Here is a 21,138-nt window from a genome sequence, read left to right on the forward strand (position 1 = left end):
CACCTGACCAGCGGCTTAACAGACCCCCCGGGGGGCGCGGAAGATCCGCAAACCGCACATGCGAAACTTTTCACATGAGCCTTAGCCGCGCCCCCCGCCGCAGCCGCTCGACCAGCGGCCGCGCCATCCTGCTGACCGCGGTGACCCTCGCCGGCGCACTCACCCTCACGGCGTGCGGCGATGCGGACGGCGGCAGCAAATCCTCCGGCTCCGCCGGAGGCAACTACGTGACGGGCTCCAGCGGTGTCTCCACCGTCGCCCGGGGCAAGCGCATCGACGCCCCCAAGCTCGACGGCGGAACCGTCGACGGCGCAACCCTGGACACGACCACCCTCAAGGGCAAGGTCGTCGTCCTCAACGTCTGGGGCTCCTGGTGCCCGCCGTGCCGCGCCGAGGCCAAGTACTTCGCCAAGGTCTCCAAGGAGATGGCGGACGCGGGCGAGGACGTCGCCTTCGTCGGCATCAACACCCGGGACACCAGCAAGCAGAACGCCACCTCCTTCGAAGAGACCTACGGGATCACCTACCCGAGCCTCTACGACCCGGACGGCAAGCTGGTCCTGCGCTTCCCCAAGGGATCGCTCAACCCGGCGGCCATCCCCTCCACGATCGTCCTCGACAAGGAGGGCAAGATCGCCGCCCGCACCCTGGCAGCGGTCAACGAGCAGCAGCTGCGCGCGATGATCAAGCCGCTGCTCGCGGAGAAGTGACCTCGTGGTCACCGAGCTCTCCGCGCTCTCCGCGCTCTCCGGGACCGTGCTCGCCGCCGAATCGACCGGCGTGAACACGACCGTCCTCAACGGCGGCCTGCTCCTGGCCCTGCCGATCTCGCTGCTCGCCGGGCTGATCTCCTTCTTCTCGCCCTGCGTGCTGCCGCTGGTCCCCGGTTACCTCTCCTACGTGACCGGCGTCGGCGGAGCCGACCTCGCCGAGGCCCGGCGCGGCCGGATGCTGGGCGGCGCGACCCTGTTCGTCCTCGGCTTCACGGCCGTGTTCACCTCGACCGGCGCACTGTTCGGCTACTTCGGGCGGACCCTGGACGCCAACAAGGACGTCATCTCCCAGGTGCTCGGCGGGCTGGTGATCCTGCTCGGCCTGTTCTTCATGGGCGCGATCCCCGGTCTGACGATGCGGGAGTTCCGCTTCCACAAGAAGCCGGCGGTGGGCCTGATCGGCGCGCCCGTGCTCGGCGTGCTCTTCGGCCTCGGCTGGACCCCCTGCATGGGCCCGACCCTCGCGGCCGTCGGCACCCTCTCCATCGAGCAGGCGACGGCGGGCCGCGGCGCGCTGCTGACCGTGGTCTTCTGTCTGGGACTGGGGCTGCCGTTCATCGCCACGGCCCTCGCCTTCCGCAAGGCGCTCGGCGCTTTCGGCTGGGTGAAGAAGCACTATGCGTGGGTGATGCGCATCGGCGGCGGCATGCTGATCCTGACCGGCCTGCTGCTCGTCACAGGTTTGTGGAGCAGCATCGTCAGCGACATGCAGAGCTGGACCAGCGGCTTCACGGTGGGGATCTGAGGACTACACGGACATGAGTACGACCGACAAGGCGTCCACCGAGGCGCCGCACGATGCCCCGGAGTCCGAGGATTCCGCTTCCGCCGACGTCTCGGCCGAATCCTCCGCGGAAGCCTCCGCCGAGGCCGCGGCCGGCGCGCAGCTGTCCACCGCCCCTCTGGAGGACGCCCCCGGCGGCCCCGTGGGCATCGGGGTGCTCGGCTGGGCCCGCTGGTTCTGGCGGCAGCTCACCTCCATGCGGGTGGCGCTGATCCTGCTCTTCATGCTGTCGCTGGCGTCCATCCCCGGCTCGCTGGTCCCGCAGAACCAGGTCGACCTGATGAAGGTCGCCGCCTGGAAGAAGGAGCACGCCTCCTGGGTGGGAGTCGCCGAGAAGCTCCAGCTCTTCGACGTCTACAGCTCGGTGTGGTTCTCCGCGATCTACCTGCTGCTGTTCATCTCGCTGATCGGCTGCATCCTGCCGCGTTCCTGGCAGTTCGTCGGACAGCTCACCGGCCGGCCGCCGGCCGCGCCCAAGCGGCTGAACCGGATGCCCGCGTACACGACGTGGCGCACGGACGGCTCCCCGGACGAGGTGCTCGCCACCGCGCACGGTCTGCTCGGCCGCCGCCGTTTCCGGACGGAGACCGGCGCGGGATCGGTCGCGGCCGAGAAGGGCTACCTGCGCGAGGCCGGAAACCTGATCTTCCACGTGGCGCTGATCGTCATGCTGATCGCCTTCGCCTGGGGCCAGTACTTCAAGTCCGAGGGCGGCAAGCTGGTCCTGCGCGGGCAGGGCTTCTCGAACACGCTCACCCAGTACGACGACTTCAAGGCCGGCGGCCTCTTCGACCCCGACGACCTGCCGCCCTTCTCCTTCACCCTGGACAAGTTCGACGCCACCTTCGAGCGCACGGGCCCGCAGAAGGGCACCCCGCGCGACTTCAAGGCGTACGTCACCTTCAGCGACGGCGCGCACGGCAAGCCGGAGAAGCGCGAGATCCAGGTCAACAAGCCGCTGGAGGTGGACGGCTCCAAGGTCTACCTGCTCGGCCACGGCTACGCGCCGGTCATCTCGGTGACCGACTCCACCGGCAAGACGGTCTACAAGGACGCCGTGCCGATGCTGCCGCAGGACGGCAACCTGACCTCCACGGGCGCGGTCAAGGTCACCGACGGCTACAAGGACAAGGACGGCAAGCCGACACAGCTCGGTTTCGCCGCGATGTTCGTGCCGACCTTCGCGGGCGCCGGCCAGGGCACGATGTTCTCGCAGTTCCCGGAGCTGGACTTCCCGGCGCTCGCGTTGAACGCGTGGCACGGCAGCCTCGGGGTGGACTCGGGCCTGCCGCAGAACGTGTACCAGCTGGACACCTCCAAGATGGAGCAGTTCAAGTCCGAGGACGGTCAGCCGCTCGCGAAGCGGATGCTGCCCGGGGAGACCATGGAACTGCCCGGCGGGCAGGGCACCGTGAAGTTCGAGGGCATCGAGCGCTGGGCGACCTTCTCGATCACCCACCAGCCCGGCAGCGGCCTCGCCCTCGCGGGCGCCGTCGCCGCCATCGCCGGACTCGCGGGCTCCCTCTTCATCCAGCGCCGCCGGATCTGGGTGCGTGCGTTCCGCGGCAAGGACGGCGTGACCGTCGTCGAGATGGCCGGCCTCGGCCGCAGCGAGTCCGCCAAGCTCCCCGAGGAGCTGGCGGCCCTGGCCGGCGCGCTCCACGAACAGGCGCCCACGGCGGCGCCCCCGTCGGCCGCCGCCGATACCGCACCAGAATCCGAACCTGCCGTACCTGCCGAAGAAGCCGAAGAAGTCGAAGGGGAGCGCGCGTGATGCAGCTCGCGGCCGCAGCCAACGAGAGTCTGGCTCACCTCAGCAACAACCTGATCTACGCGTCCATGGCGGTCTACACCCTCGCCTTCTTCGCCCACATCGCCGAGTGGATCTTCGGCAGCCGCAGCAAGGTGGCCCGTACGGCCGCCGCGCTCACCCGGTCCGGGGACGCCCCCGCGGCCGGGGCCGCCGCGCCCGCCGTCCAGGTGCGGGGCAAGGCCGGTACCGCCGTCCTCGACAAGCCCAAGGTGGTCACGCGCAGCGCCGCCGGCACCCGTGACGTCCCGGACGGCCCCGGCGCGGCCGGCGGCACCGTCCAGGGCGACCTGTACGGGCGCATCGCGATCTCGCTGACCACCCTCGGCTTCCTGCTCGCGGCGGGCGGGGTCGGCGCCCGCGCCATGTCGGTGGAGCGCGCCCCCTGGGGCAACATGTACGAGTTCTCGATCACCTTCTCCACGGTGGCCGTCGGCGCGTACCTGCTGCTCCTGGCGCTGAAGAAGAACGTCCGCTGGCTCGGACTGTTCCTGGTCACCACGGTCCTGCTCGACCTGGGCATCGCCACCACGGTGCTCTACACCGACAGCGACCAGCTGGTCCCCGCGCTGAAGTCGTACTGGCTGCTGATCCACGTCTCCACCGCGATCATCTGCGGCGCCGTCTTCTACATCGGCGCGGCCGGCGCGGTCATGTACCTCTTCCGCGACTCCTACGAGGCGAAGCTCGCGCGCGGCGGCAAGCCGGGCAAGTTCGCCACCTCGGTCTGGGAGCGCTTCCCGTCGGCGGCCTCGCTCGACAAGTTCTCGTACCGCATCAACGCGGCCGTCTTCCCGCTGTGGACCTTCACGATCATCGCGGGCGCGATCTGGGCCGGCGACGCGTGGGGCCGCTACTGGGGCTGGGACCCCAAGGAGGTCTGGTCCTTCGTGACCTGGGTGGCGTACGCCTGCTACCTGCACGCCCGTGCCACCGCCGGCTGGAAGGGCCGCAAGGCCGCGTACCTCGCGCTCTTCGCGTTCGCCTGCTGGATCTGGAACTACTACGGCGTGAACATCCTGCTGAGCGGAAAGCACTCGTACGCGGGCGTCTGAACCCGTCGGACGGAACACAGGAGGGGCCGGGCAGCCGAAAGGCTGCCCGGCCCCTCCGGCGTTCGCGTCACCAGGCGGGGCGCAGCGGCGGGAGGGGGCCGTCCCCGTTCAGGGTGCGGACCAGGCGGCCCAGCTCGGTGCGCAGCGCGCCGAGATCGACGCTGTCACGGCCGAGTTCGGCCTCCAGCTCGTGCAGGACCCGGCCGGCGGCCCCCAGGTGGGCGGTCGCGGCCTCCGTCAGGACCACCAGCTTGCGGCGGCCGCCCTCGGGGTGCGGGATGCGGCGCAGGTAGCCGCGCCGCTCCAGGTCGTCGACGAGCTGGCCGGCGGCCTGCTTGGTCACTCCGAGCCGCTCGCCGAGCTCGGTCGCGGTGGCACCGGAGGGTCCCAGGGCCTGGAAGGCCATGCCGTGCAGGGGGCGCAGGCCGTCGGCGTACCCGGCCTCTTCGAGGCGGCGGGTGAACTCGCCGAGCAGGAGCTGGAAGCCGAGGCCGAGGAGGAAGGCCAGCTCGATGTCGGGTCCGGCGTTCTCGTGGGTGGTCACGCAAACATGGTGACACAGGTGAGTCAAGCTGCTTTACTCATGTGAGTAAAGCAGCTTGACTCACCCTGTCGGAGAAAGCGAAGGACCCGCCGTGCGCGTCATCACCCCGTCCCCCGACCACGTCACCACCACCCCGAACGCCACCATGACCGGCTTCGCCTCCCCCAGCCGGGGCAGCGCCGAACTGAGCACCTGGCACGCCGCCATCCCCGCCGGAATCACCGGCCCCGAGCACTCCGTCAGCCGCGAGCAGGTCTGGACGGTCACCGTCGGCGCCCTGGACGTCACCTGCGGCGGCCGCACCGAGAAGGTCGCCGCGGGTGAAGCCGTGGTGCTACCCCCGGACGTCCTGCGCCACGTCCACGCCCTGGCGGACACCGAGGTGTACGTCGCCATGCGCGCCGACGGCCTCGTCTCCGTCCCGGGCACCGAGGGCACCCGCCCCCTGCCCTGGGCGGTGTGAACCCCGCCGCAGCCCCGGCAGGCTGACGGCCGCGGCCACCAGGACCGCCGCGAAGGGGACGAGCAGCGCCGCCCGGTACCCGTCCAGGGGCTCGGCGGCGCCGGCCGCCACCCCCGTCACACCGGCCAGCCCGAGCGCCGCGCCGAACTGGAACGCCGTGTAGAGGAGACCGCCCGCCAGGCCCTGCTCCTCCTCCGCGACCCCCTCGGTGGCGACGATGGTCAGCGGCCCGTAGACCAGAGCGAAGGCGAGGCCGAGCAGGATCAGGCCCGGCAGCATCAGCAGGTAGGACCAGTCGGCGCCCAGCGGCAGGAACAGCCCGTACGCCAGCGCCGCCAGCACCAGGCCGCCGAAGATCAGCCGGCCGTTCCCGTACCGCGCCACCAGCCTGGGCACCACGGTCGGCGAGAGGACCGCGTCGATCCCGATCACCAGCATCGCGAGGCTGGTCTGCAGGGTGGACCAGCCGCGCAGCTCCTGGAGGTAGAGCACCACCAGGAACTGGAAGCCGAAGAACGCGGCCGAGAACAGCAGCGCCGCCGCGTTGGCCCGCAGCAGCCCGGGCGAGCGCAGGATCCCGAGCCGGACCAGGGGCTCCGCCGTGCGCCGCTCGACGAGGGCGAACGCCCCGAGCAGGGCCAGCCCCGCCACCGCGGGCAGCGCCGCGAGCTCCTCCACACCGAGGACGAGCAGGACGACGCCCGCGGTCACGAGCACCCCGCCCCACACGTCGATCCGGCCCCGGTCCCGGCGCGCGGCAGGTGCCTGCTCGGGTACGAAGGCCAGCGCGCCCGCCAGGATCAGCGCGGCCAGCGCCACGGGGGCGAAGAACACCCAGCGCCAGCCCACCGAGGCGAGCAGTCCGCCCGCGACCAGCCCGACGGAGAACCCGGCCGCAGCCGTGCCCGAGTACACGAGCAGCGCCTTCTCCCGCTGGGGCCCCTCGTCGAAGCCGGTGGTGATGATGGACAGGCCCGCCGGGGTCATGAAGGCGGCGGCGACCCCGGTCACGAAGCGGGCGGCGATCAGCTGCCAGCCCTCGGTGGCGAGTCCGCCGAGCCCGGAGAACAGCAGGAACACCGACAGCCAGCCGATGAACATCCGGCGGCGCCCGAAGAGGTCCGCCGCGCGGCCGCCCAGCAGCATGAAGCCGCCGTAGCCGAGCACGTAGGCGCTCATCACCCACTGGAGCGTGCCGGTTTCGAGGCCGAGGTCGGCGCGGATGGACGGCAGGGCCACGTTCAGCATCGCGACGTCGATGCCTTCGAGGAAGATGGCGCCGCACAGGACGAGCAGGACGCCGAGTCGGCGCCCGCGGATGGTTTCCATGGAAGGACCTCGCAGAACGGAGGAGGGGAAGGAAGAGCGGGAAGTTGCCGGCTCGACCACCCTCGCCCGCCGCCCGTACGGGAACAACGGCGAAGACCTCAACGTTCGTTCAGCCATGCTTACCGATCGCGATGAGCTGGACTGCTTCCTGATCCTGGCCGAGGAACTGCACTTCGGCCGCACCGCCGAGCGCATGCTGCTCTCCCGGGCCCGCGTGAGCCAGCTCGTGCAGCGCCTCGAGCGGCGCGTCGGCGCCCGGCTCTTCCTGCGCACCAGCCGCAGCGTCGCCCTCACCTCGCTCGGCTCCCAGCTCCGCGCCGACCTGGAACCCCACCACCGCGGCATCGCCGCCGCCCTGGACCGGGCCGCCGCGACCGCCCGCGCCGCGGACGGGGTGCTGCACGTCGGCTTCACCACCCCGCCCGCCGGCGAACTCGTCCTGCGCGCCGCGCAGGCCCTGCGCACCACGCACCCCGGCATCACCGTCGAGGTGTGCGAGGTGCCGCTCTCCGACCCGTACGGGCAACTGCGCGGCGGGGCCTTCGACGTGGCCTTCGCCGAGTTCCCGGTGCGCGAACCCGATCTGGGGGAGGGGCCGACGCTGTTCACCGAGGCGCGGTCGCTGGCCGTGGCCGCAGGGCATCCGCTGGCCGCACGGGACTCCGTGACGCTGGAGGAACTGGCGGGGGTCGCGCTGCTGGGGGTCGCCGGGGACCTGCCCGGGTACCTGCGCGAACACCAGGCTCCGGCGCGCACCCCGGCCGGGCGGCCGATCCGGCGCGGCCCGGAGGTGACGAACCTCCAGGAGGCCCTGATGCTGGTCGCCGCCGGTCGGGGCGCCCTGCTGACGTCGGCGCACGCCGCGGCCTACCACGCCCGGCCCGGGATCACCCACGTCCCCGTGGCCGACGCCGAACCGGTCGGGTACGGGCTGGTCTGGCGAGCGGGCGAGGACACCGGGGCCGTACGGGCCTTCGCGCAGGCGGCGCAGCGGGCGGCGGCGCGGGCGGGCGCCGCGGCCCCGCGGGACCAGGTCCCGCAGGACCAGGTCCCGTAGGAGCAGGTCCCCAAGGGCCCCTGCTCCTCCTTCCTGCTTCCTACTCCTTGTCCTTCTCCTTCTCGTCCCGCTCCTCGCGCAGGGACTTCAGGAACTCCGGGTTGTCGTCGGGCGCCACCCACGTACGGCGGCCCTGGCGGGGCCGGCCCGCTCCGCCGGGCACCCGCTTCTTGCCCGCGAAGAGCCACACGATCGGACCGACGATCGAGAAGAGCAGGATGATCAGGACCCAGACGACCTTCGGAAGGTGCTTGACCTCTTCTTCCGGCGTGTTCAGGCAGTCGATGAAGGTGTAGATGGTCAGCGCGATGATCAGCAGGAACGGCAGATAGCGCAGCACGGTGTGGGACCGACCCCCAGAAGAACGGGTGCGGGCCGGGCAGGCCCGCCGTGGACTCTTCCAGGGTAGAGGGCCCGCCGCGGTTCGGGCTCTGAGCGGGGATGCCACAATTGCCCGCATGGCTTACGACGATCTCCGCTCGCTGCTCCGGGCCCTCGAGCGGGAGGGCGACCTCAAGCGCATCAAGGCCGAAGTGGACCCGTACCTAGAGGTCGGGGAGATCGTCGACAGAGTGAACAAGGCGGGCGGGCCCGCGCTGCTCTTCGAGAACGTCAAGGGCTCGGCGATGCCGCTGGCCATGAACGTCTTCGGCACCGACCGGCGGCTGCTGAAGGCCCTCGGGCTGAAGTCGTACGCCGAGATCAGCGAGAAGATCGGCGGCCTGCTCAAGCCGGAGCTGCCCCAGGGCTTCATCGGTGTCCGCGAGGCCTTCGGCAAGCTCGGCTCGATGGTGCACGTGCCGCCGAAGAAGGTGAAGGGCGATTCCGCGCCCGTCCAAGAGGTCGTCCTCACCGGCGACGACGTGGACCTGGACCAGCTGCCGGCCCTCTTCACCTGGCCCAAGGACGGCGGGTCCTTCTTCAACCTCGGCCTGACGCACACCAAGCACCCGGAGACGGGCGTGCGCAACCTCGGCCTGTACCGCCTCCAGCGCCACGACAAGCGCACCATCGGCATGCACTGGCAGATCCACAAGGACAGCCGCAACCACTACGCGGTGGCCGCGGCGCGCGGTGAGCGGCTGCCGGTCGCGATCGCCTTCGGCTGCCCGCCGGCCGTGACGTACGCGTCGACCGCGCCGCTGCCGGGCGACATCGACGAGTACCTCTTCGCCGGGTTCGTGGCGGGCAAGCGGATCGAGATGGTGGACTGCAAGACGGTCCCGCTCCAGGTCCCGGCCAACGCCGAGGTGGTCATCGAGGGCTGGCTGGAGCCGGGGGAGACGCTTCCCGAGGGCCCCTTCGGCGACCACACCGGCTTCTACACCCCGCAGGAACCGTTCCCCGCGCTGACCATCGACTGCGTGACGATGCGCAAGCGTCCGCTGATCCAGTCGATCGTCGTCGGCCGGCCGCCGACGGAGGACGGCCCGCTGGGGCGTGCGACGGAGCGTTTCTTCCTCCCGCTCCTCAAGATCATCGTCCCGGACATCGTGGACTACCACCTCCCCGAGTCGGGCGGCTTCCACAACTGCGCGATCGTCTCGATCGACAAGAAGTACCCGAAGCACGCGCAGAAGGTCATGCACGCCATCTGGGGCGCGCACATGATGTCGCTGACCAAGCTGATCATCGTGGTGGACAAGGACTGCGACGTCCACGACCTCCACGAGGTCTCCTGGCGGGCGCTCGGCAATACGGACTACGCCCGCGACCTCACCGTCGTGGAGGGCCCGGTGGACCACCTGGACCACGCCTCCTACCAGCAGTTCTGGGGCGGCAAGGCGGGCATCGACGCCACGAAGAAGCTGCCGACGGAGGGGTACACCCGGGACGGCGGCTGGCCTGACATGGTCGAGTCCGACCCCGCGACCGCGGCCCTGGTCGACAGCCGCTGGAAGGAGTACGGCCTGTGAGCGACATCGAGACGGGTGGCCCCGCCCTCTTCATCGGCACGGACACGGTCTACGTGGCCCTGGTCCGCCCGGAACTCGACCCGTCGGACCCGGGCGTCCGCGAGGCCGCCGCGGAGGCGGGCGTCAGCCCCGAGGAGTTCGCGGGGCCCGGCAACGTCTGGGCGCTGATGCTCGACGAGGACGGCGAGGGCGACGGCTTCGAGCTGCCCGGCGCGCGGGACGTCGAGGCGGACGACTTCGCGGAGCAGCTCCAGCGAGCCCTGGCGACGGGCGAGCCGTTCACCGCGGAGGCCGGGAACTTCCTGCGCCTGGAGGCCCGCCCGTCCGGCGCCGCCTGCGCGGTCACCGCACACGTCACCCCGCCCGAGGGCCACGACGCCGGCCCCTGGACCCTGGAACTCGGCGCGCTCCCCACGGTGGAGCTGCTGGCCGACCTCGAAGACTTCCGGAGAACCCTCGTATGACATCCGCAGCCGAAGGGGTCCTCGGATCCGGGCCCGCGCCGCAGGCCACCGGCAAGGTGAAGGCGTTCCTGCGGCTCGTGATGATCGAGCACTCGGTCTTCGCGCTGCCCTTCGCCTACATCGCCGCGCTGACCGCCATGTTCACGCTCGACGAGCGGATGCACTGGACGAAGCTGCTCCTCGTCACCATCTGCATGGTGGGGCTGCGGACCTTCGCGATGGCCGCCAACCGGATCATCGACCGGGAGATCGACGCGCGGAACCCGCGGACCGCCGGGCGCGAGCTGGTGACGGGCGCCGTCTCGGTCCGCTCGGCCTGGACCGGGGCCGGTATCGCCCTGGCCGTCTTCCTCGGGTCGGCGGCGCTGCTGAACCCGCTCTGCCTGATGCTGGCGCCGGTCGCCGTCGTACCGATGGTGGTGTACCCGTACGGGAAGAGGTTCACGAACTTCCCGCACGCCATCCTCGGCATCGCCCAGGCGATGGGCCCGATCGGGGCCTGGATCGCGATCACCGGCGAGTGGTCCTGGGACGCGGTGATCCTCGGCCTCGCGGTCGGCGTGTGGATCGGCGGCTTCGACCTGATCTTCGCCTGCCAGGACGTGGCCGCGGACCGCGCGGAGGGCGTCAAGTCCGTCCCGGCCCGCTTCGGCATCCCGGCCGCTCTGTGGGGCGCGCGCGGCGCGCACGTGGTCACCACCGGCCTGCTGGCCTGGTACGCGGTGGCGACGGACGCGGGCTGGCTGTTCTGGCTCGGCCTGCTGATCGTCGTGGCCGCCTTCGCCTACGAGCACACCATCGTCACCCCGCACGACCTGTCCCGTCTGAACCGTGCCTTCTTCACGGTGAACGGCTTCATCGGCATGGCCCTGTTCGTGTGCGCGCTGCTCGACCTGGTGGTGCGGGGGCTGTCGCTGTAGCTCGATCGTGTGTGCCCTGCCGGAACCGGCGGTTCGTGCCCTGCCCCGGTGGCTGGCGTGCGGCATACCATCGAGTGCATGGACAGGGAGGCCGACGTGACCGTCTCGGAGACCGAGCGCCTGCACTCACAGCTCAGCCGGTTCGAGGACATGTTCCCCGGTTACCGGATGGAGATTGTCGAGGGCGCCATCGTGATGAGTCCGCTGAAGCCGCACCACGCCAGGACCATCCGGTTGCTGTGGAACACGCTGGAAGCCCAGATTTCGCCGGAGTGGGGGTTCATCAGCGATGTAGCCGTTCCCTTCGACGGCGACAACGAGTTCTGCCCTGACCTCGCCGTCATCCCCGCCGTGGAGGCGGACAAGAACCTCAGCGCCTACCCGCCCGACCTCGTGGAACTCGTCATCGAGGTCGTCTCCCCGAGCAGCGTGCGCAACGACTACGAGATCAAGGACCGGGCCTACGCCCGGCGCGGCATCCCGCACTTCCTGATCTTCGACCCGTACCAGGCGCAGTGCATGACGCTGTGGAATCCGGGGCCCGACGGCTACCGGGGACGTGACGTGATCCCGTACGGGGAGACGGTCACCGTGGAGACCGGCGTCGGGAAGGTCTCCGTGGATACGGCCGGGCTTCCCGTGGACCCCGGCACCGCCGCCTAGAGCCTGCCTCGTGGAAGTGAATCCACGGCGGACGCGGCCGGGCGGCGGGCGTGGCGTCGGGATCCGTGCGGCTCGCCGGGTGATGATGGCGCCGTGCGACTTGATCACGTGTCCTATGCGGTGGCCCGCGACAGCTTCGTCTCGACCGTCCAGTGGATCGGGTCGGCGCTGGGCGCCGGGTTCGTCGACGGGGGCGTGCACCCGCGGTTCGGCACCCGCAATTTCATTCTCCCGCTGAGCGGCGGCACCTACGTCGAGGTCGTCACGACACTCGACCACCCCGCCGCCGACCGCGCACCCTTCGGTCAGGCGGTCGCGCGCCGCGCCGCCGAGGGGGGCGGCTGGCTCGGCTGGGTGGTTTCCGTCGACGACATCGCCCCGGTCGAGGCCCGCCTCGGCCGCACCTCGGCCGACGGCCACCGTGTCCGCCCCGACGGGTTCGACCTGAGGTGGAAGCAGATCGGCCTGCTGGAGCTGATGGACGACCCGCAACTGCCCTACTTCCTTCAGTGGGCGGTCCCCGTCGAGGAGCGCCCGAGCGCCGACCCGCGCACCTCCACCACCATCCACGGGGTCTCCCTCGCGGGTGACGCCGCCTCCATCGCCGAATTCCTCGGCGAACCGGCCGACCACCCCCTCGACCAGATCGACGTCACCTGGGTCGAGGACGAGGAACCGGGCCTGGTCTCGGTCGAGTTCGCCACCGCCCGCGGCCCGGTCACGATCTGACCGGGGCCCGACCGCCCCGCGGGAGCAGCCGGCAAGATCCGAAAAGAGACGGCCTAGAGCGCCGCCACCTCCGGCCGCGGCCGGGCCACCGTGGCGACCGCCGCGCCGGCCAGGAGGCCGAAGAGGTGGGCCTGCCAGCTGACCACCGAGTCCGTGGGGAGGGCTCCGGCCAGGAAGGTCGTGCCCCAGACGGCGGCGATGACGACGGCGACCGCGACGCCCAGCGGGCTGCGTTCCACGAAGCCGCGGACCAGCAGGTAGCCGAAGAGGCCGAAGATCAGCCCCGAGGCGCCCGCCGTGATGCTGTGGGGCGGGGAGATCAGCCAGACCGCGAAGCCGTCGGCCAGGACGATGGCAGCGCAGACGGCGAGGAAGCGGCCGATGCCGCTCAGTGCGGTGACGAAGCCGAGGACCAGCAGCGGGACGCTGTTGGAGGCCACGTGGTCGAAGCCGAAGTGCAGGAAGGGCGCCAGGGGTATCCCGCTCAGGCCGTCGGCCTCCCGCGCGGTGATCCCGTAGGAGTCGAGTGCGTGGCCCGTGGCGTGGTCGACGGCCTCGATCAGCCACAGCAGCGCCACCCAGCCCAGCATCAGCTTCGCGGCGGCCACGGCCCGGCCCGTCCGGGTCCAGGCGAAGGAGCCCGTACCGCCCGGGTGTGTACTGCTTCCGCTCATGACGACCCCTCCGCCGTGTCCACCCCTTGAACGTGCGGACACCTTAGCCAGTGCCCGTCGGCGGTGGCCGGATAGTCTCGGAGGTATGACTGAGGGCAAGCGCACCCCGTGGGTGGTCGGGGTTTCGGGGGCGTCCGGGACGCCGTACGCGGCCGCGGTGATCCGCGGGCTGCTGGCGGCGGGCGAGAGCGTGGACCTGGTGGTGAGCCGGGCCTCGCGCCTGACCCTGCTGGACGAGACGGGGATCGCCTTCCGCGACGCGCACTGGCGGGACGACCTGGGCGAATGGCTGGAGCGGGGCGCCGACGGCAAGCCCGCGACCTTCGCGCGCCCGGAACTGGACGGCGTGCGCCACTGGCCCGCGGGCGACCTGGCGGCCGGGCCGAGCAGCGGCTCGTACCCGGTCAAGGGGATGCTGATCGTGCCGGCGTCCACGGCCTGCGTGGCCGGGGTGGCGCTCGGGCTGTCGAAGGACCTGCTCCAGCGGGTCGCGAGCGTGACGCTCAAGGAGCGGCGCCGGCTGGTGGTGACGGTACGGGAGACCCCGCTGAGCGGGCAGACGCTGAAGCATCTGGTGAGCCTGGACGAGGCGGGCGCAGTGGTGCTGCCCGCCTCTCCGGCGTTCTACGCGGGTGCGACGCACATCCAGGATCTGGTGGACTTCGTCGCGGGGCGGGTGCTCGACGCGGCAGGGGTGCCGCACGGGCTGTACCGCCGGTGGGAGGGGGAGCTCGGTGGCTCCCGCCCCCGGGAGGCAAGCGGTGGCGCCTAGCCCTTCTTGGCGCGCCCCGGCTTGCGGGTCTTGTCGACGCGGTGTGCGGCGGCGGGCTGGTCGGTGCGGGATCGGTTGGCCAGCTCCTGGAGCTGTCGCATGTGCGCGTAGGCCATCTCGATCGTGTACACGGTGAACCACTCCTGAAAATCGTCAGATCATCTTTGATCTGTTGAAAGATTCACAGGGTGTCGACCCTGTGTGCCTTTGATTCTATACGTAAACTTGAGGGAATGCCGAATAATGGAAGGTTCCAGGTACATGGACGCGGTGGACAAGCAGCTCATCCAGGCACTTCGTGAGAACGGACGCGCCTCGTACGCCGAGCTGGGCCGGCTCGTGGGCCTCTCCGGCCCCAGCGTCACCGACCGGATCAACCGGCTGGAGACGGCCGGAGTCATCACCGGGTACCGCGCGACCGTGGACGCGGCCTCGCTCGGCCTCGGCGTCACGGCACTGATCGGCATCTCCCTGTCCGACGCCGCGGACCACGAGGACGTGGCCCGCCGACTGCGCGACCTCTCGGAGATCGAGGACTGCTGGTTCATCGCCGGCGACGACTCGTACATGCTCAAGGTCCGCGCGGGCGACGTGGACGGGCTGGAGCGGATCATCCGCAAGCTCTCCAGCACCAAGGGCGTCTCGCGCACCCGTACGACGATCGTGCTCTCCACCAAGTGGGAGAACCGGGTCGGGGGCCTGCCGGAGGAAGCCTGAGGGTGCTGAGAGTACGGTTGGGGCGCGGTTGTGGGGCACACGTACCGCGCCGCGGACCGAGCGGGACGGGACCGCACGACGCGACCGCAGGACGGGACCGCACGGCGGGACCGCAGGACGGACATGAGGACAGATGGAGAGGACCGGCATGGACGCTGGGTTCAAGCGTGAGCTGGAGGACAAGGTTCGCTCCGGCGAGCGGCTGACCCGTGAGGACGGCATCGCCCTCTACGAGTCGGACGACCTGGCCTGGCTCGGTGGCCTCGCCCACGAGGTGCGCACGCGCAAGAACGGCGACGTCGTCCACTTCAACGTCAACCGCCACCTCAACATGACCAACGTGTGCACGGCCTCGTGCGCGTACTGCTCGTTCCAGCGCAAGCCGGGCGAGAAGGACGCGTACACGATGCGCATCGAGGAAGCCGTTCGCCTGGCCAAGAGCATGGAGAACGAGAGCCTCACCGAGCTGCACATCGTCAACGGCCTGCACCCCAGCCTGCCGTGGCGGTACTACCCGCGCTCGCTCTCCGCGCTGAAGGAGGCGCTGCCGAACGTCTCGCTGAAGGCGTTCACGGCGACCGAGATCCACCACTTCGAGACGATCTCCGGCATGTCGGCCTCCGACATCCTGGACGAGCTGATCGAGGCCGGTCTCGAGTCCCTCACCGGCGGCGGTGCGGAGATCTTCGACTGGGAGGTCCGCCAGCACATCGTCGACCACCGCACCCACTGGGAAGACTGGTCGCGCATCCACCGCCTCGCGCACTCCAAGGGCCTCAAGACCCCGGCGACGATGCTCTACGGGCACATCGAGGAGCCGCGCCACCGCGTGGACCACGTGCTCCGGCTGCGCGAACTGCAGGACGAGACCGGCGGTTTCCAGGTCTTCATCCCGCTGCGCTACCAGCACGACTTCGTGGACATGAAGGACGGCAAGGTACGCAACAAGCTCCAGGCGCGCACGACGATGGCGACGGGCGCCGAGGCGCTGAAGACCTTCGCGGTCTCCCGTCTGCTCTTCGACAACGTCCCGCACGTGAAGGTCTTCTGGGTGATGCACGGCGTGCAGACGGCGCAGCTCGCCCTCCAGCACGGCGCGGACGACATGGACGGCTCGGTCGTCGAGTACAAGATCACGCACGACGCGGACAACTACGGCACCCCGAACAAGCTGGGCCGCGAGGACCTGCTGGAACTGATCCGCGAGGCGGGCTTCCGCCCGGTCGAGCGCAACACGCGCTACGAGATCATCCGCGAGTACCCCGGACCGGACGCGGAGCTCCGCGAGACGCCGCAGGCGATGCGGGTCTGACGTCCGGCTCGCCGCTCCGACGCTGACGCTTTGGGCCCCGGTCCTCCCCTCGGGGGTGGCCGGGGCCTTTTGCGCACTCCGGTCAGTAATAGCTAATCTAGCTCTATGGTCCTTACTTTTACCTTCGATCCGGTCATCGGCCCCGCCCTGGCCGAAGACTTCGCCGCGCTCTGGACCGAGGTGACCAATGCCGGCGGGGCGGTGGGCTTCGTGCCGCCCGTCACCCTCGAGGACGTCCGCCCCGAGGTGGACAAGCACCTCGCCGCGGTCGCCTCGGGCCGCAGCCGCCTGCTCGTCGGACGCGACGCCACCGGACGGGTGCGCGCCACCGCCGTCATCGCCCTCAACCGGCACCGGCTGCAGATGCACTGGGTCTGGGCCTACACCGTCATGGTCGACCCCGCCCTCCAGGGTCACGGCGCCGGCCGCGCCCTGATGGAGGCCGTCGCGGACGCCGCCCGCACGATGGAGGGCATCGAGGCGATCCGCCTCGGCTGCCGGGGCGGGCTGGGCCTGGAGCACTTCTATGCCGCCTGCGGCTACAAGGAAGTCGGCCGGGTCCCCGGCGCGATCCGCGTGGCCCCCGGCGACGACCGCGACGACATCACGATGCTCCTGCCGCTGCACTAGGGGGAGGGTTCCGGGGGGAAGCCGGGACGATCTTGGTTGCTATACGCTGCGCGGGATCTGTTCGAACAGTCCGGCGCATCCGGGCCACCGGATCGCCTTGCCCGGGGGGGCATTCCCATGACTTCGCATTCCCGTTCCCGCGCGCTGCTGGGCATCGCGCTCACTCCCGTACTCGCCCTGGCGGCCGCCGCTCCGGCCGCCGCCCACACCGCCACCGCGGCGGCCGGCACCGACGCGGCCGCCCTCGCCGCCGCCGCGGCGCGTACGCCGGGCCCGTGGGGCGCCGGCGCCCTGCACGCCGCGAACCCCAACCCCGGCTCCGCCTCGGGCGGGCTGAACGCCCTGGTGTCGGCGGGGAACGGCGCCCTCGTCTCCCTCACCGGCGACGGGCTCTCCCGCTCCACCCGGATCCGGCCCGCCGGCAGCACCGGCTGGCTCGCCCCGCGGGCCTGGCCGGACGCCGGCGGGTCCAACACCGAGCTGGTCTCGCTCGGCGACGGCTCGGTGCGCCTGGTCTGGCGGGCCAAGCGAGCCGACGACCACGACAACCACTGGCTGAAGGTGGCCACTCTCGCGCCCGGCGCGACCGCCTTCTCCGAGCCCGAGTACGTGGCCGCGGTCCCCGAGAAGGGTTACCACCACCTGGCGGCGGCCCCCGACGGCCGGCTGGTCGCGGTGTGGTCGGTCTTCGGCGTCGTGAAGGCCGCCGAGAAGGCCGGACCGCAGGGCGTCTGGACCGCTCCGGCCGACCTCAACGAGCAGCCGCCGTCCGGCAGCCGGGAGATCCACGCCATGGACCTGGCGGTCGCCAAGGACGGCACCGCCCTGCTGGTGTGGCAGTGGCAGGCGAGCAAGGCCGTCGTCGCCCTGGAGAAGGCCCCCGGCGCGGCCGCCTGGACCACCGTCAAGGACTTCCCGGTCCCGGGCGGGGCCCTGGCGCGCCCGAAGGTGTTCGCCGAACCGCAGGGCGGCTTCGACCTGTTCTACGGCAACAACGATGACCTCCTGCACACGCGCCGCACCGCCGGCGCCACGCAGTGGAGCGCCCCGTCGACCGCCGCCAGGTCGGCCGGTACGTTCGGGATGGCGGCGCCCGTCCACCTGCCGGGCGGCGACCTCTTCGTCGCCGGCTCCACGTCCGACCCCTGGTACGGGGTGCGCTCGGCGGCCACCGGGAAATGGCAGCAGAACCTCCAGTTCTTCTCCACGCACGAGAAGGTGCGCGGGGTCGCCGCGGCCGCGACCTCGGGCGGCACGGTCACGGTGACCTGGCGGGAGGGGTACTCGTACGAGGAGTACACGATGGCCGCCGTCTTCAAGGGCGGCATCTGGTCCGCCCCGCGGCGGCTGAGCACGGCGGGCGCCCGGTTCACCGGGCCGCCCCAGGTGGCCGCCGACGCGCTCGGCCGGCCCGTCGCGCTGTGGGACGAGTACAAGCGGTCCGAGACGAACAGCGCCGTCCTGAACGGCGTCTACCAGGCCACCACCACCAGCCGCGCCCTGCCCAAGTGGCGTGACCACACGGACGACGGCAAGGCCGACCTGTTCGGCCGGGGCAGCACCGGGCTGAAGGTGTACGCGGGCGACGCGACGAAGCTGACCGCGGGGCAGCGCGCGATCACCTGGGCATCGGTGGACACGCAGGTGCTGCCGTTCGGCGACCTCGACGGCGACGGCTGCAACGACGTGTTCGTCCGCTTCCCGAAGGGCGAGGCCCGCGTCTACCCGACGATCTGCGGCGGGCTGCCCAACCTGGAGTCGGCCCACGTCACGGTCTCCTCGGACTGGAGCGCGTACGACCAGGTCCTCTCGCCCGGGGACGTGACGGGCGACGGCCGGGCCGACCTGCTGACCCGGTCCGCCTCCACCGGGAAGCTGTACGTCTACGCGAACAACGGCGCGGGCGGCTTCAAGGCCCGCACGCTCGCCGGGTCCGGCTTCGGCGGGTACAAGAAGCTGATCGCCGCCGGGGACCTCGACGGCGACGGCAAGAACGACCTGCTGGCCCTCGACGCGTCGAACGAGCTGTGGCGGTTCAACGGGACCGGCGCCGGCACCTTCGCGCCCCGTTCCCTGGTCTTCAAGGACTGGGGCACCACGTACAAGGACGTGGTCGGCGGGCTCGACCTGTCCGGGGACGGCCGGGCCGACCTGGTCTCGCTCGACAAGGACGGCCGGGCCTGGCTGAACCGGGGCAACGGCCGGGGCGGCTTCGACAACCGGTCGCAGGCCGGCAAGGCCACGAACTGGACGAACATCCGCATCTCCTGACGGCGCGGGTCCGGGGGGCCGACTTCACGTCCGTCGAAGCCCCCCGGCGCCCTCGTCCGTGGCACGGGCGTGCTTCACTGGACGGGCACGTACAGACGTAGGACGACGAGAGAGAAGGGGTCACCGTGTCCCTCAAGCCGAGCGCGACGATCCGTTACACCGCGATGCGCCTGGGGATCTTCGTCGGGTGCCTCGTCATCGTCGCCGGTCTGGTCCGGCTGGGCTGGGTGCCCTCCGGTCTCGGTGACGCCAACCCCGCCTGGGTCGTGCTGCTCGCCCTCGTGCTCTCCGCCCCGCTCTCCTTCGTCCTGCTGCGCAAGCAGCGCGACGAGATGTCCGCGGTCATCGCCGGACGCGTCGCGGGCGCGAAGGACAAGCTCGCCGCGAACCGCAGCCAGGAGGACGACGCGGTCGACGAGGCCGCGCGCGCCAGTTAGCTTCATCACACACCGAATTGCCCCGGCCCGGGTTCCTCGCCCGTGACGCCGGGGCTTTCGGCGTTTTCCGGGGGGTTCGCAGGGGTTTCCGGCCTGCGGTGGGCCTGTTGACCCAAAGGGAGGCTTTGAGATTCCCAAAGGTGAAGTGTTAGCGTGTTCAACATGTTGACGACAGCCGCGCACCAGATGACCCCGAGCGTTCCGCTCGTGGCGCGCCTGCACGTCGACCTCTGCCGCCGCGCGTCCGCGGCCTGTTGCTGTTGTCGCTGAGTCCCGCGACCAGCCCTGGCACAGCAGCGGTCCCGCCCGCCCGGCTCTTGGCTTTTCCGGGTGCTGCCGCACCGCACCACCACCCCACCGCAGAAACCGCAGAACCACCCGGAGAGTGTCCGTGTCCGCGTCACCGCAGACCCCTGCCGCCGAGGCCCCCGCCCCGGCGAAGAAGTCCTCCTCGTTCAAGTTCCCCTTCTGGGCGCAGATCGTCACCGGCCTCGTGCTCGGCGTACTGCTCGGCTGGGTCTCCCGCAGCCAGGAGATCAGCTGGCTCGGTACGACCCTGGAGCAGATAGGCGACATATTCGTCCAGCTCCTGAAGCTGGCCGTCGCCCCGCTCGTCTTCTTCGCCATCCTGGTGTCGATCACCAACCTCCGGAAGGTGAACAACGCCGCGCGGCTCGCCTCGCGCACGCTGCTCTGGTTCATGATCACGTCGCTGATCGCGGTGGCCATCGGCCTCGCCATCGGCCTGATCACCAACCCGGGCTCCGGCACCGGCCTCACCCCGCAGGACGGCAAGCTGCCGAAGCGCGAGGGGTCTTGGCTGGACTTCCTGACCGGCATCGTGCCGACCGACGTCATCACGCCGTTCACCGAGCTGAACGTCCTGCAGATCGTCTTCCTCGCCGCCGTCGCCGGCATCGCGGCCCTCCAGCTCGGCACCAAGGCCCAGCCGGTCCTGAACCTCGCCGAGTCCGTGCTGGAGCTGCTCCAGAAGGCCCTGTGGTGGGTCATCCGCCTCGCCCCGATCGGCACCGTCGGTCTGATCGGCACCGCGATCGCCACCTACGGCTGGGACCTGCTCGGCAAGTACGCCACCTTCACGGTGGACGTGTACGTCGGCTCCGCGCTCGTGATGTTCGGCGTCTACCCGCTGCTCCTGTGGACCGTCGCCAAGGTCAACCCGCTCCAGTTCTTCAAGGGCGCCTGGCCCGCCATCCAGCTGGCCTTCGTCTCCCGCTCCTCGGTCGGCACCATGCCGGTCACCCAGAAGGTCACCGAGCGCCTCGGCGTCCCGAAGGAGTACGCCTCCTTCGCCGTCCCGTTCGGCGCCACCACGAAGATGGACGGCTGCGCCGCGATCTACCCGGCGCTCGCCGCGATCTTCATCGCCGAGATCTTCGGCGTACAGCTCGGCATCACCGACTACCTGCTGATCGCCTTCGTCTCGGTCATCGGTTCCGCCGCGACGGCCGGCCTGACGGGCGCCACGGTCATGCTGACCCTGACCCTCTCCACGCTGGGCCTCCCGCTGGAGGGCGTGGGCCTGCTGATGGCGATCGACCCGATCCTGGACATGATGCGCACCGCCACCAACGTGGCCGGCCAGGCGCTGGTCCCGGTCATCGTCTCGGCCCGCGAGGGCATCCTGGACAAGGTGGCCTACGCCACCGCCTCCTCGTCCCTCCTGGACGAGCCGGCCCAGGCCCCGGCCGAGGTCCCGGCCCGGTCCGACGCCTCGGACCCGGACTCCTCGGACCCGGACTCCTCGGACGCCGACCCGGCGAAGGCCCTCGTCACCGCCTGAGCCCCGCCGCCGCT

At 70.9% G+C, this 21,138-nt stretch carries 23 protein-coding genes and 1 pseudogene; 19 read left to right on the forward strand and 5 right to left on the reverse strand.

Features of this window, described 5'->3' with window-relative positions:
* Positions 1-74: 74 nt before the first annotated feature.
* The 4 genes from ACFYM0_RS34680 to ccsB are packed head-to-tail and all read left to right on the forward strand — an operon-like array spanning position 75 to position 4,422.
* On the forward strand, positions 75-710 hold the full coding sequence (locus tag ACFYM0_RS34680) for a TlpA family protein disulfide reductase (protein ID WP_388508717.1): 636 nt from the start codon (positions 75-77) through the stop codon (positions 708-710).
* Between the two features lie 4 nt (positions 711-714).
* Complete coding sequence (locus ACFYM0_RS34685; protein ID WP_388508719.1) at positions 715-1,518, forward strand: cytochrome c biogenesis CcdA family protein; 804 nt, start codon at positions 715-717, stop codon at positions 1,516-1,518.
* A gap of 13 nt (positions 1,519-1,531) precedes the next feature.
* Positions 1,532-3,331: a cytochrome c biogenesis protein ResB gene (locus tag ACFYM0_RS34690; protein ID WP_388508722.1), complete on the forward strand. Its 1,800-nt coding sequence runs from the start codon at positions 1,532-1,534 to the stop codon at positions 3,329-3,331.
* The gene (ccsB, locus tag ACFYM0_RS34695; protein WP_388508808.1) at positions 3,331-4,422 is read left to right on the forward strand and encodes a c-type cytochrome biogenesis protein CcsB; all 1,092 of its coding nucleotides are present in this window, start codon (positions 3,331-3,333) and stop codon (positions 4,420-4,422) included. The genes ACFYM0_RS34690 and ccsB overlap by 1 nt, the downstream gene beginning before the upstream one ends.
* A gap of 67 nt (positions 4,423-4,489) precedes the next feature.
* Here the strand turns inward: ccsB and ACFYM0_RS34700 are convergent, their stop codons facing one another.
* Entirely contained in the window at positions 4,490-4,966 is a 477-nt protein-coding gene (locus ACFYM0_RS34700; RefSeq protein WP_388508725.1) for a MarR family winged helix-turn-helix transcriptional regulator, read from the reverse strand.
* A gap of 145 nt (positions 4,967-5,111) precedes the next feature.
* Here ACFYM0_RS34700 and ACFYM0_RS34705 point away from each other — a divergent pair.
* A pseudogene (locus tag ACFYM0_RS34705) lies at positions 5,112-5,291 on the forward strand (cupin); the annotation flags it as partial.
* Between the two features lie 9 nt (positions 5,292-5,300).
* Here ACFYM0_RS34705 and ACFYM0_RS34710 read toward each other — a convergent pair.
* Positions 5,301-6,749, reverse strand: coding sequence for an MFS transporter (locus ACFYM0_RS34710; protein WP_388508811.1), 1,449 nt, complete (start codon positions 6,747-6,749; stop codon positions 5,301-5,303).
* A 124-nt stretch (positions 6,750-6,873) separates the two neighbouring features.
* Between ACFYM0_RS34710 and ACFYM0_RS34715 the strand changes: the two genes are divergently transcribed.
* Positions 6,874-7,815 (forward strand): LysR family transcriptional regulator, encoded by a 942-nt coding sequence (locus ACFYM0_RS34715; protein ID WP_388508728.1) that lies wholly within the window; start codon positions 6,874-6,876, stop codon positions 7,813-7,815.
* A 40-nt stretch (positions 7,816-7,855) separates the two neighbouring features.
* Here ACFYM0_RS34715 and ACFYM0_RS34720 read toward each other — a convergent pair whose 3' ends face one another.
* A complete protein-coding gene (locus ACFYM0_RS34720; RefSeq protein WP_388508731.1) occupies positions 7,856-8,155 on the reverse strand; it encodes a PLD nuclease N-terminal domain-containing protein in 300 nt (99 codons plus the stop codon).
* A 118-nt stretch (positions 8,156-8,273) separates the two neighbouring features.
* On the opposite strand from ACFYM0_RS34720, the gene ACFYM0_RS34725 reads away from it, so the two are divergent.
* The 5 genes from ACFYM0_RS34725 (at position 8,274) to ACFYM0_RS34745 (ending at position 12,507) form a co-directional block, all read left to right on the forward strand.
* Entirely contained in the window at positions 8,274-9,731 is a 1,458-nt protein-coding gene (locus ACFYM0_RS34725; RefSeq protein ID WP_243340066.1) for a menaquinone biosynthesis decarboxylase, read from the forward strand.
* Positions 9,728-10,195 (forward strand): hypothetical protein, encoded by a 468-nt coding sequence (locus tag ACFYM0_RS34730; RefSeq protein ID WP_388508735.1) that lies wholly within the window; start codon positions 9,728-9,730, stop codon positions 10,193-10,195. The genes ACFYM0_RS34725 and ACFYM0_RS34730 overlap by 4 nt, the downstream gene beginning before the upstream one ends.
* Complete coding sequence (gene mqnP / locus ACFYM0_RS34735; protein WP_388508738.1) at positions 10,192-11,115, forward strand: menaquinone biosynthesis prenyltransferase MqnP; 924 nt, start codon at positions 10,192-10,194, stop codon at positions 11,113-11,115. Before ACFYM0_RS34730 ends, mqnP begins: the two co-directional genes overlap by 4 nt.
* A gap of 78 nt (positions 11,116-11,193) precedes the next feature.
* Positions 11,194-11,778, forward strand: coding sequence for a Uma2 family endonuclease (locus ACFYM0_RS34740; protein WP_388508740.1), 585 nt, complete (start codon positions 11,194-11,196; stop codon positions 11,776-11,778).
* 93 nt (positions 11,779-11,871) lie between these two features.
* On the forward strand, positions 11,872-12,507 hold the full coding sequence (locus ACFYM0_RS34745; protein ID WP_388508743.1) for a VOC family protein: 636 nt from the start codon (positions 11,872-11,874) through the stop codon (positions 12,505-12,507).
* Positions 12,508-12,560: 53 nt separating this feature from the next.
* Here ACFYM0_RS34745 and ACFYM0_RS34750 read toward each other — a convergent pair whose 3' ends face one another.
* Positions 12,561-13,181, reverse strand: coding sequence for a rhomboid family intramembrane serine protease (locus ACFYM0_RS34750; RefSeq protein WP_388508744.1), 621 nt, complete (start codon positions 13,179-13,181; stop codon positions 12,561-12,563).
* A gap of 85 nt (positions 13,182-13,266) precedes the next feature.
* Between ACFYM0_RS34750 and ACFYM0_RS34755 the strand changes: the two genes are divergently transcribed.
* A complete protein-coding gene (locus tag ACFYM0_RS34755; RefSeq protein WP_388508745.1) occupies positions 13,267-13,953 on the forward strand; it encodes a UbiX family flavin prenyltransferase in 687 nt (228 codons plus the stop codon).
* On the opposite strand, the gene ACFYM0_RS34760 is transcribed toward ACFYM0_RS34755, so the two are convergent.
* Positions 13,950-14,084: a hypothetical protein gene (locus tag ACFYM0_RS34760; RefSeq protein WP_356660038.1), complete on the reverse strand. Its 135-nt coding sequence runs from the start codon at positions 14,082-14,084 to the stop codon at positions 13,950-13,952. The genes ACFYM0_RS34755 and ACFYM0_RS34760 overlap by 4 nt on opposite strands.
* Positions 14,085-14,214: 130 nt before the next feature.
* Between ACFYM0_RS34760 and ACFYM0_RS34765 the strand changes: the two genes are divergently transcribed.
* The 7 genes from ACFYM0_RS34765 to ACFYM0_RS34795 all read left to right on the forward strand — a co-directional run bounded on the left by ACFYM0_RS34765 (position 14,215) and on the right by ACFYM0_RS34795 (position 21,124).
* Positions 14,215-14,670, forward strand: coding sequence for an Lrp/AsnC family transcriptional regulator (locus ACFYM0_RS34765; protein ID WP_243340137.1), 456 nt, complete (start codon positions 14,215-14,217; stop codon positions 14,668-14,670).
* 148 nt (positions 14,671-14,818) lie between these two features.
* Positions 14,819-15,982, forward strand: a complete 1,164-nt coding sequence (gene mqnE, locus ACFYM0_RS34770; RefSeq protein ID WP_388508747.1) for an aminofutalosine synthase MqnE — start codon at positions 14,819-14,821, stop codon at positions 15,980-15,982.
* Between the two features lie 105 nt (positions 15,983-16,087).
* A complete protein-coding gene (locus ACFYM0_RS34775) occupies positions 16,088-16,612 on the forward strand; it encodes a GNAT family N-acetyltransferase (protein ID WP_388508749.1) in 525 nt (174 codons plus the stop codon).
* Positions 16,613-16,729: 117 nt separating this feature from the next.
* Complete coding sequence (locus tag ACFYM0_RS34780) at positions 16,730-18,883, forward strand: FG-GAP repeat domain-containing protein (RefSeq protein WP_388508751.1); 2,154 nt, start codon at positions 16,730-16,732, stop codon at positions 18,881-18,883.
* Between the two features lie 125 nt (positions 18,884-19,008).
* Positions 19,009-19,320 carry a DUF4229 domain-containing protein gene (locus ACFYM0_RS34785; protein WP_388508753.1) on the forward strand — a complete coding sequence of 104 codons (312 nt, stop codon included), beginning with the start codon at positions 19,009-19,011 and terminating at the stop codon, positions 19,318-19,320.
* 162 nt (positions 19,321-19,482) lie between these two features.
* On the forward strand, positions 19,483-19,590 hold the full coding sequence (locus ACFYM0_RS34790; protein WP_323182336.1) for a putative leader peptide: 108 nt from the start codon (positions 19,483-19,485) through the stop codon (positions 19,588-19,590).
* Positions 19,591-19,711: 121 nt separating this feature from the next.
* Entirely contained in the window at positions 19,712-21,124 is a 1,413-nt protein-coding gene (locus tag ACFYM0_RS34795; protein ID WP_388508755.1) for a dicarboxylate/amino acid:cation symporter, read from the forward strand.
* The last annotated feature ends 14 nt before the right edge of the window (positions 21,125-21,138 follow it).

This window comes from Streptomyces sp. NPDC006487, assembly GCF_042870555.1.
In the GTDB taxonomy this organism is placed as follows: domain Bacteria; phylum Actinomycetota; class Actinomycetes; order Streptomycetales; family Streptomycetaceae; genus Streptomyces.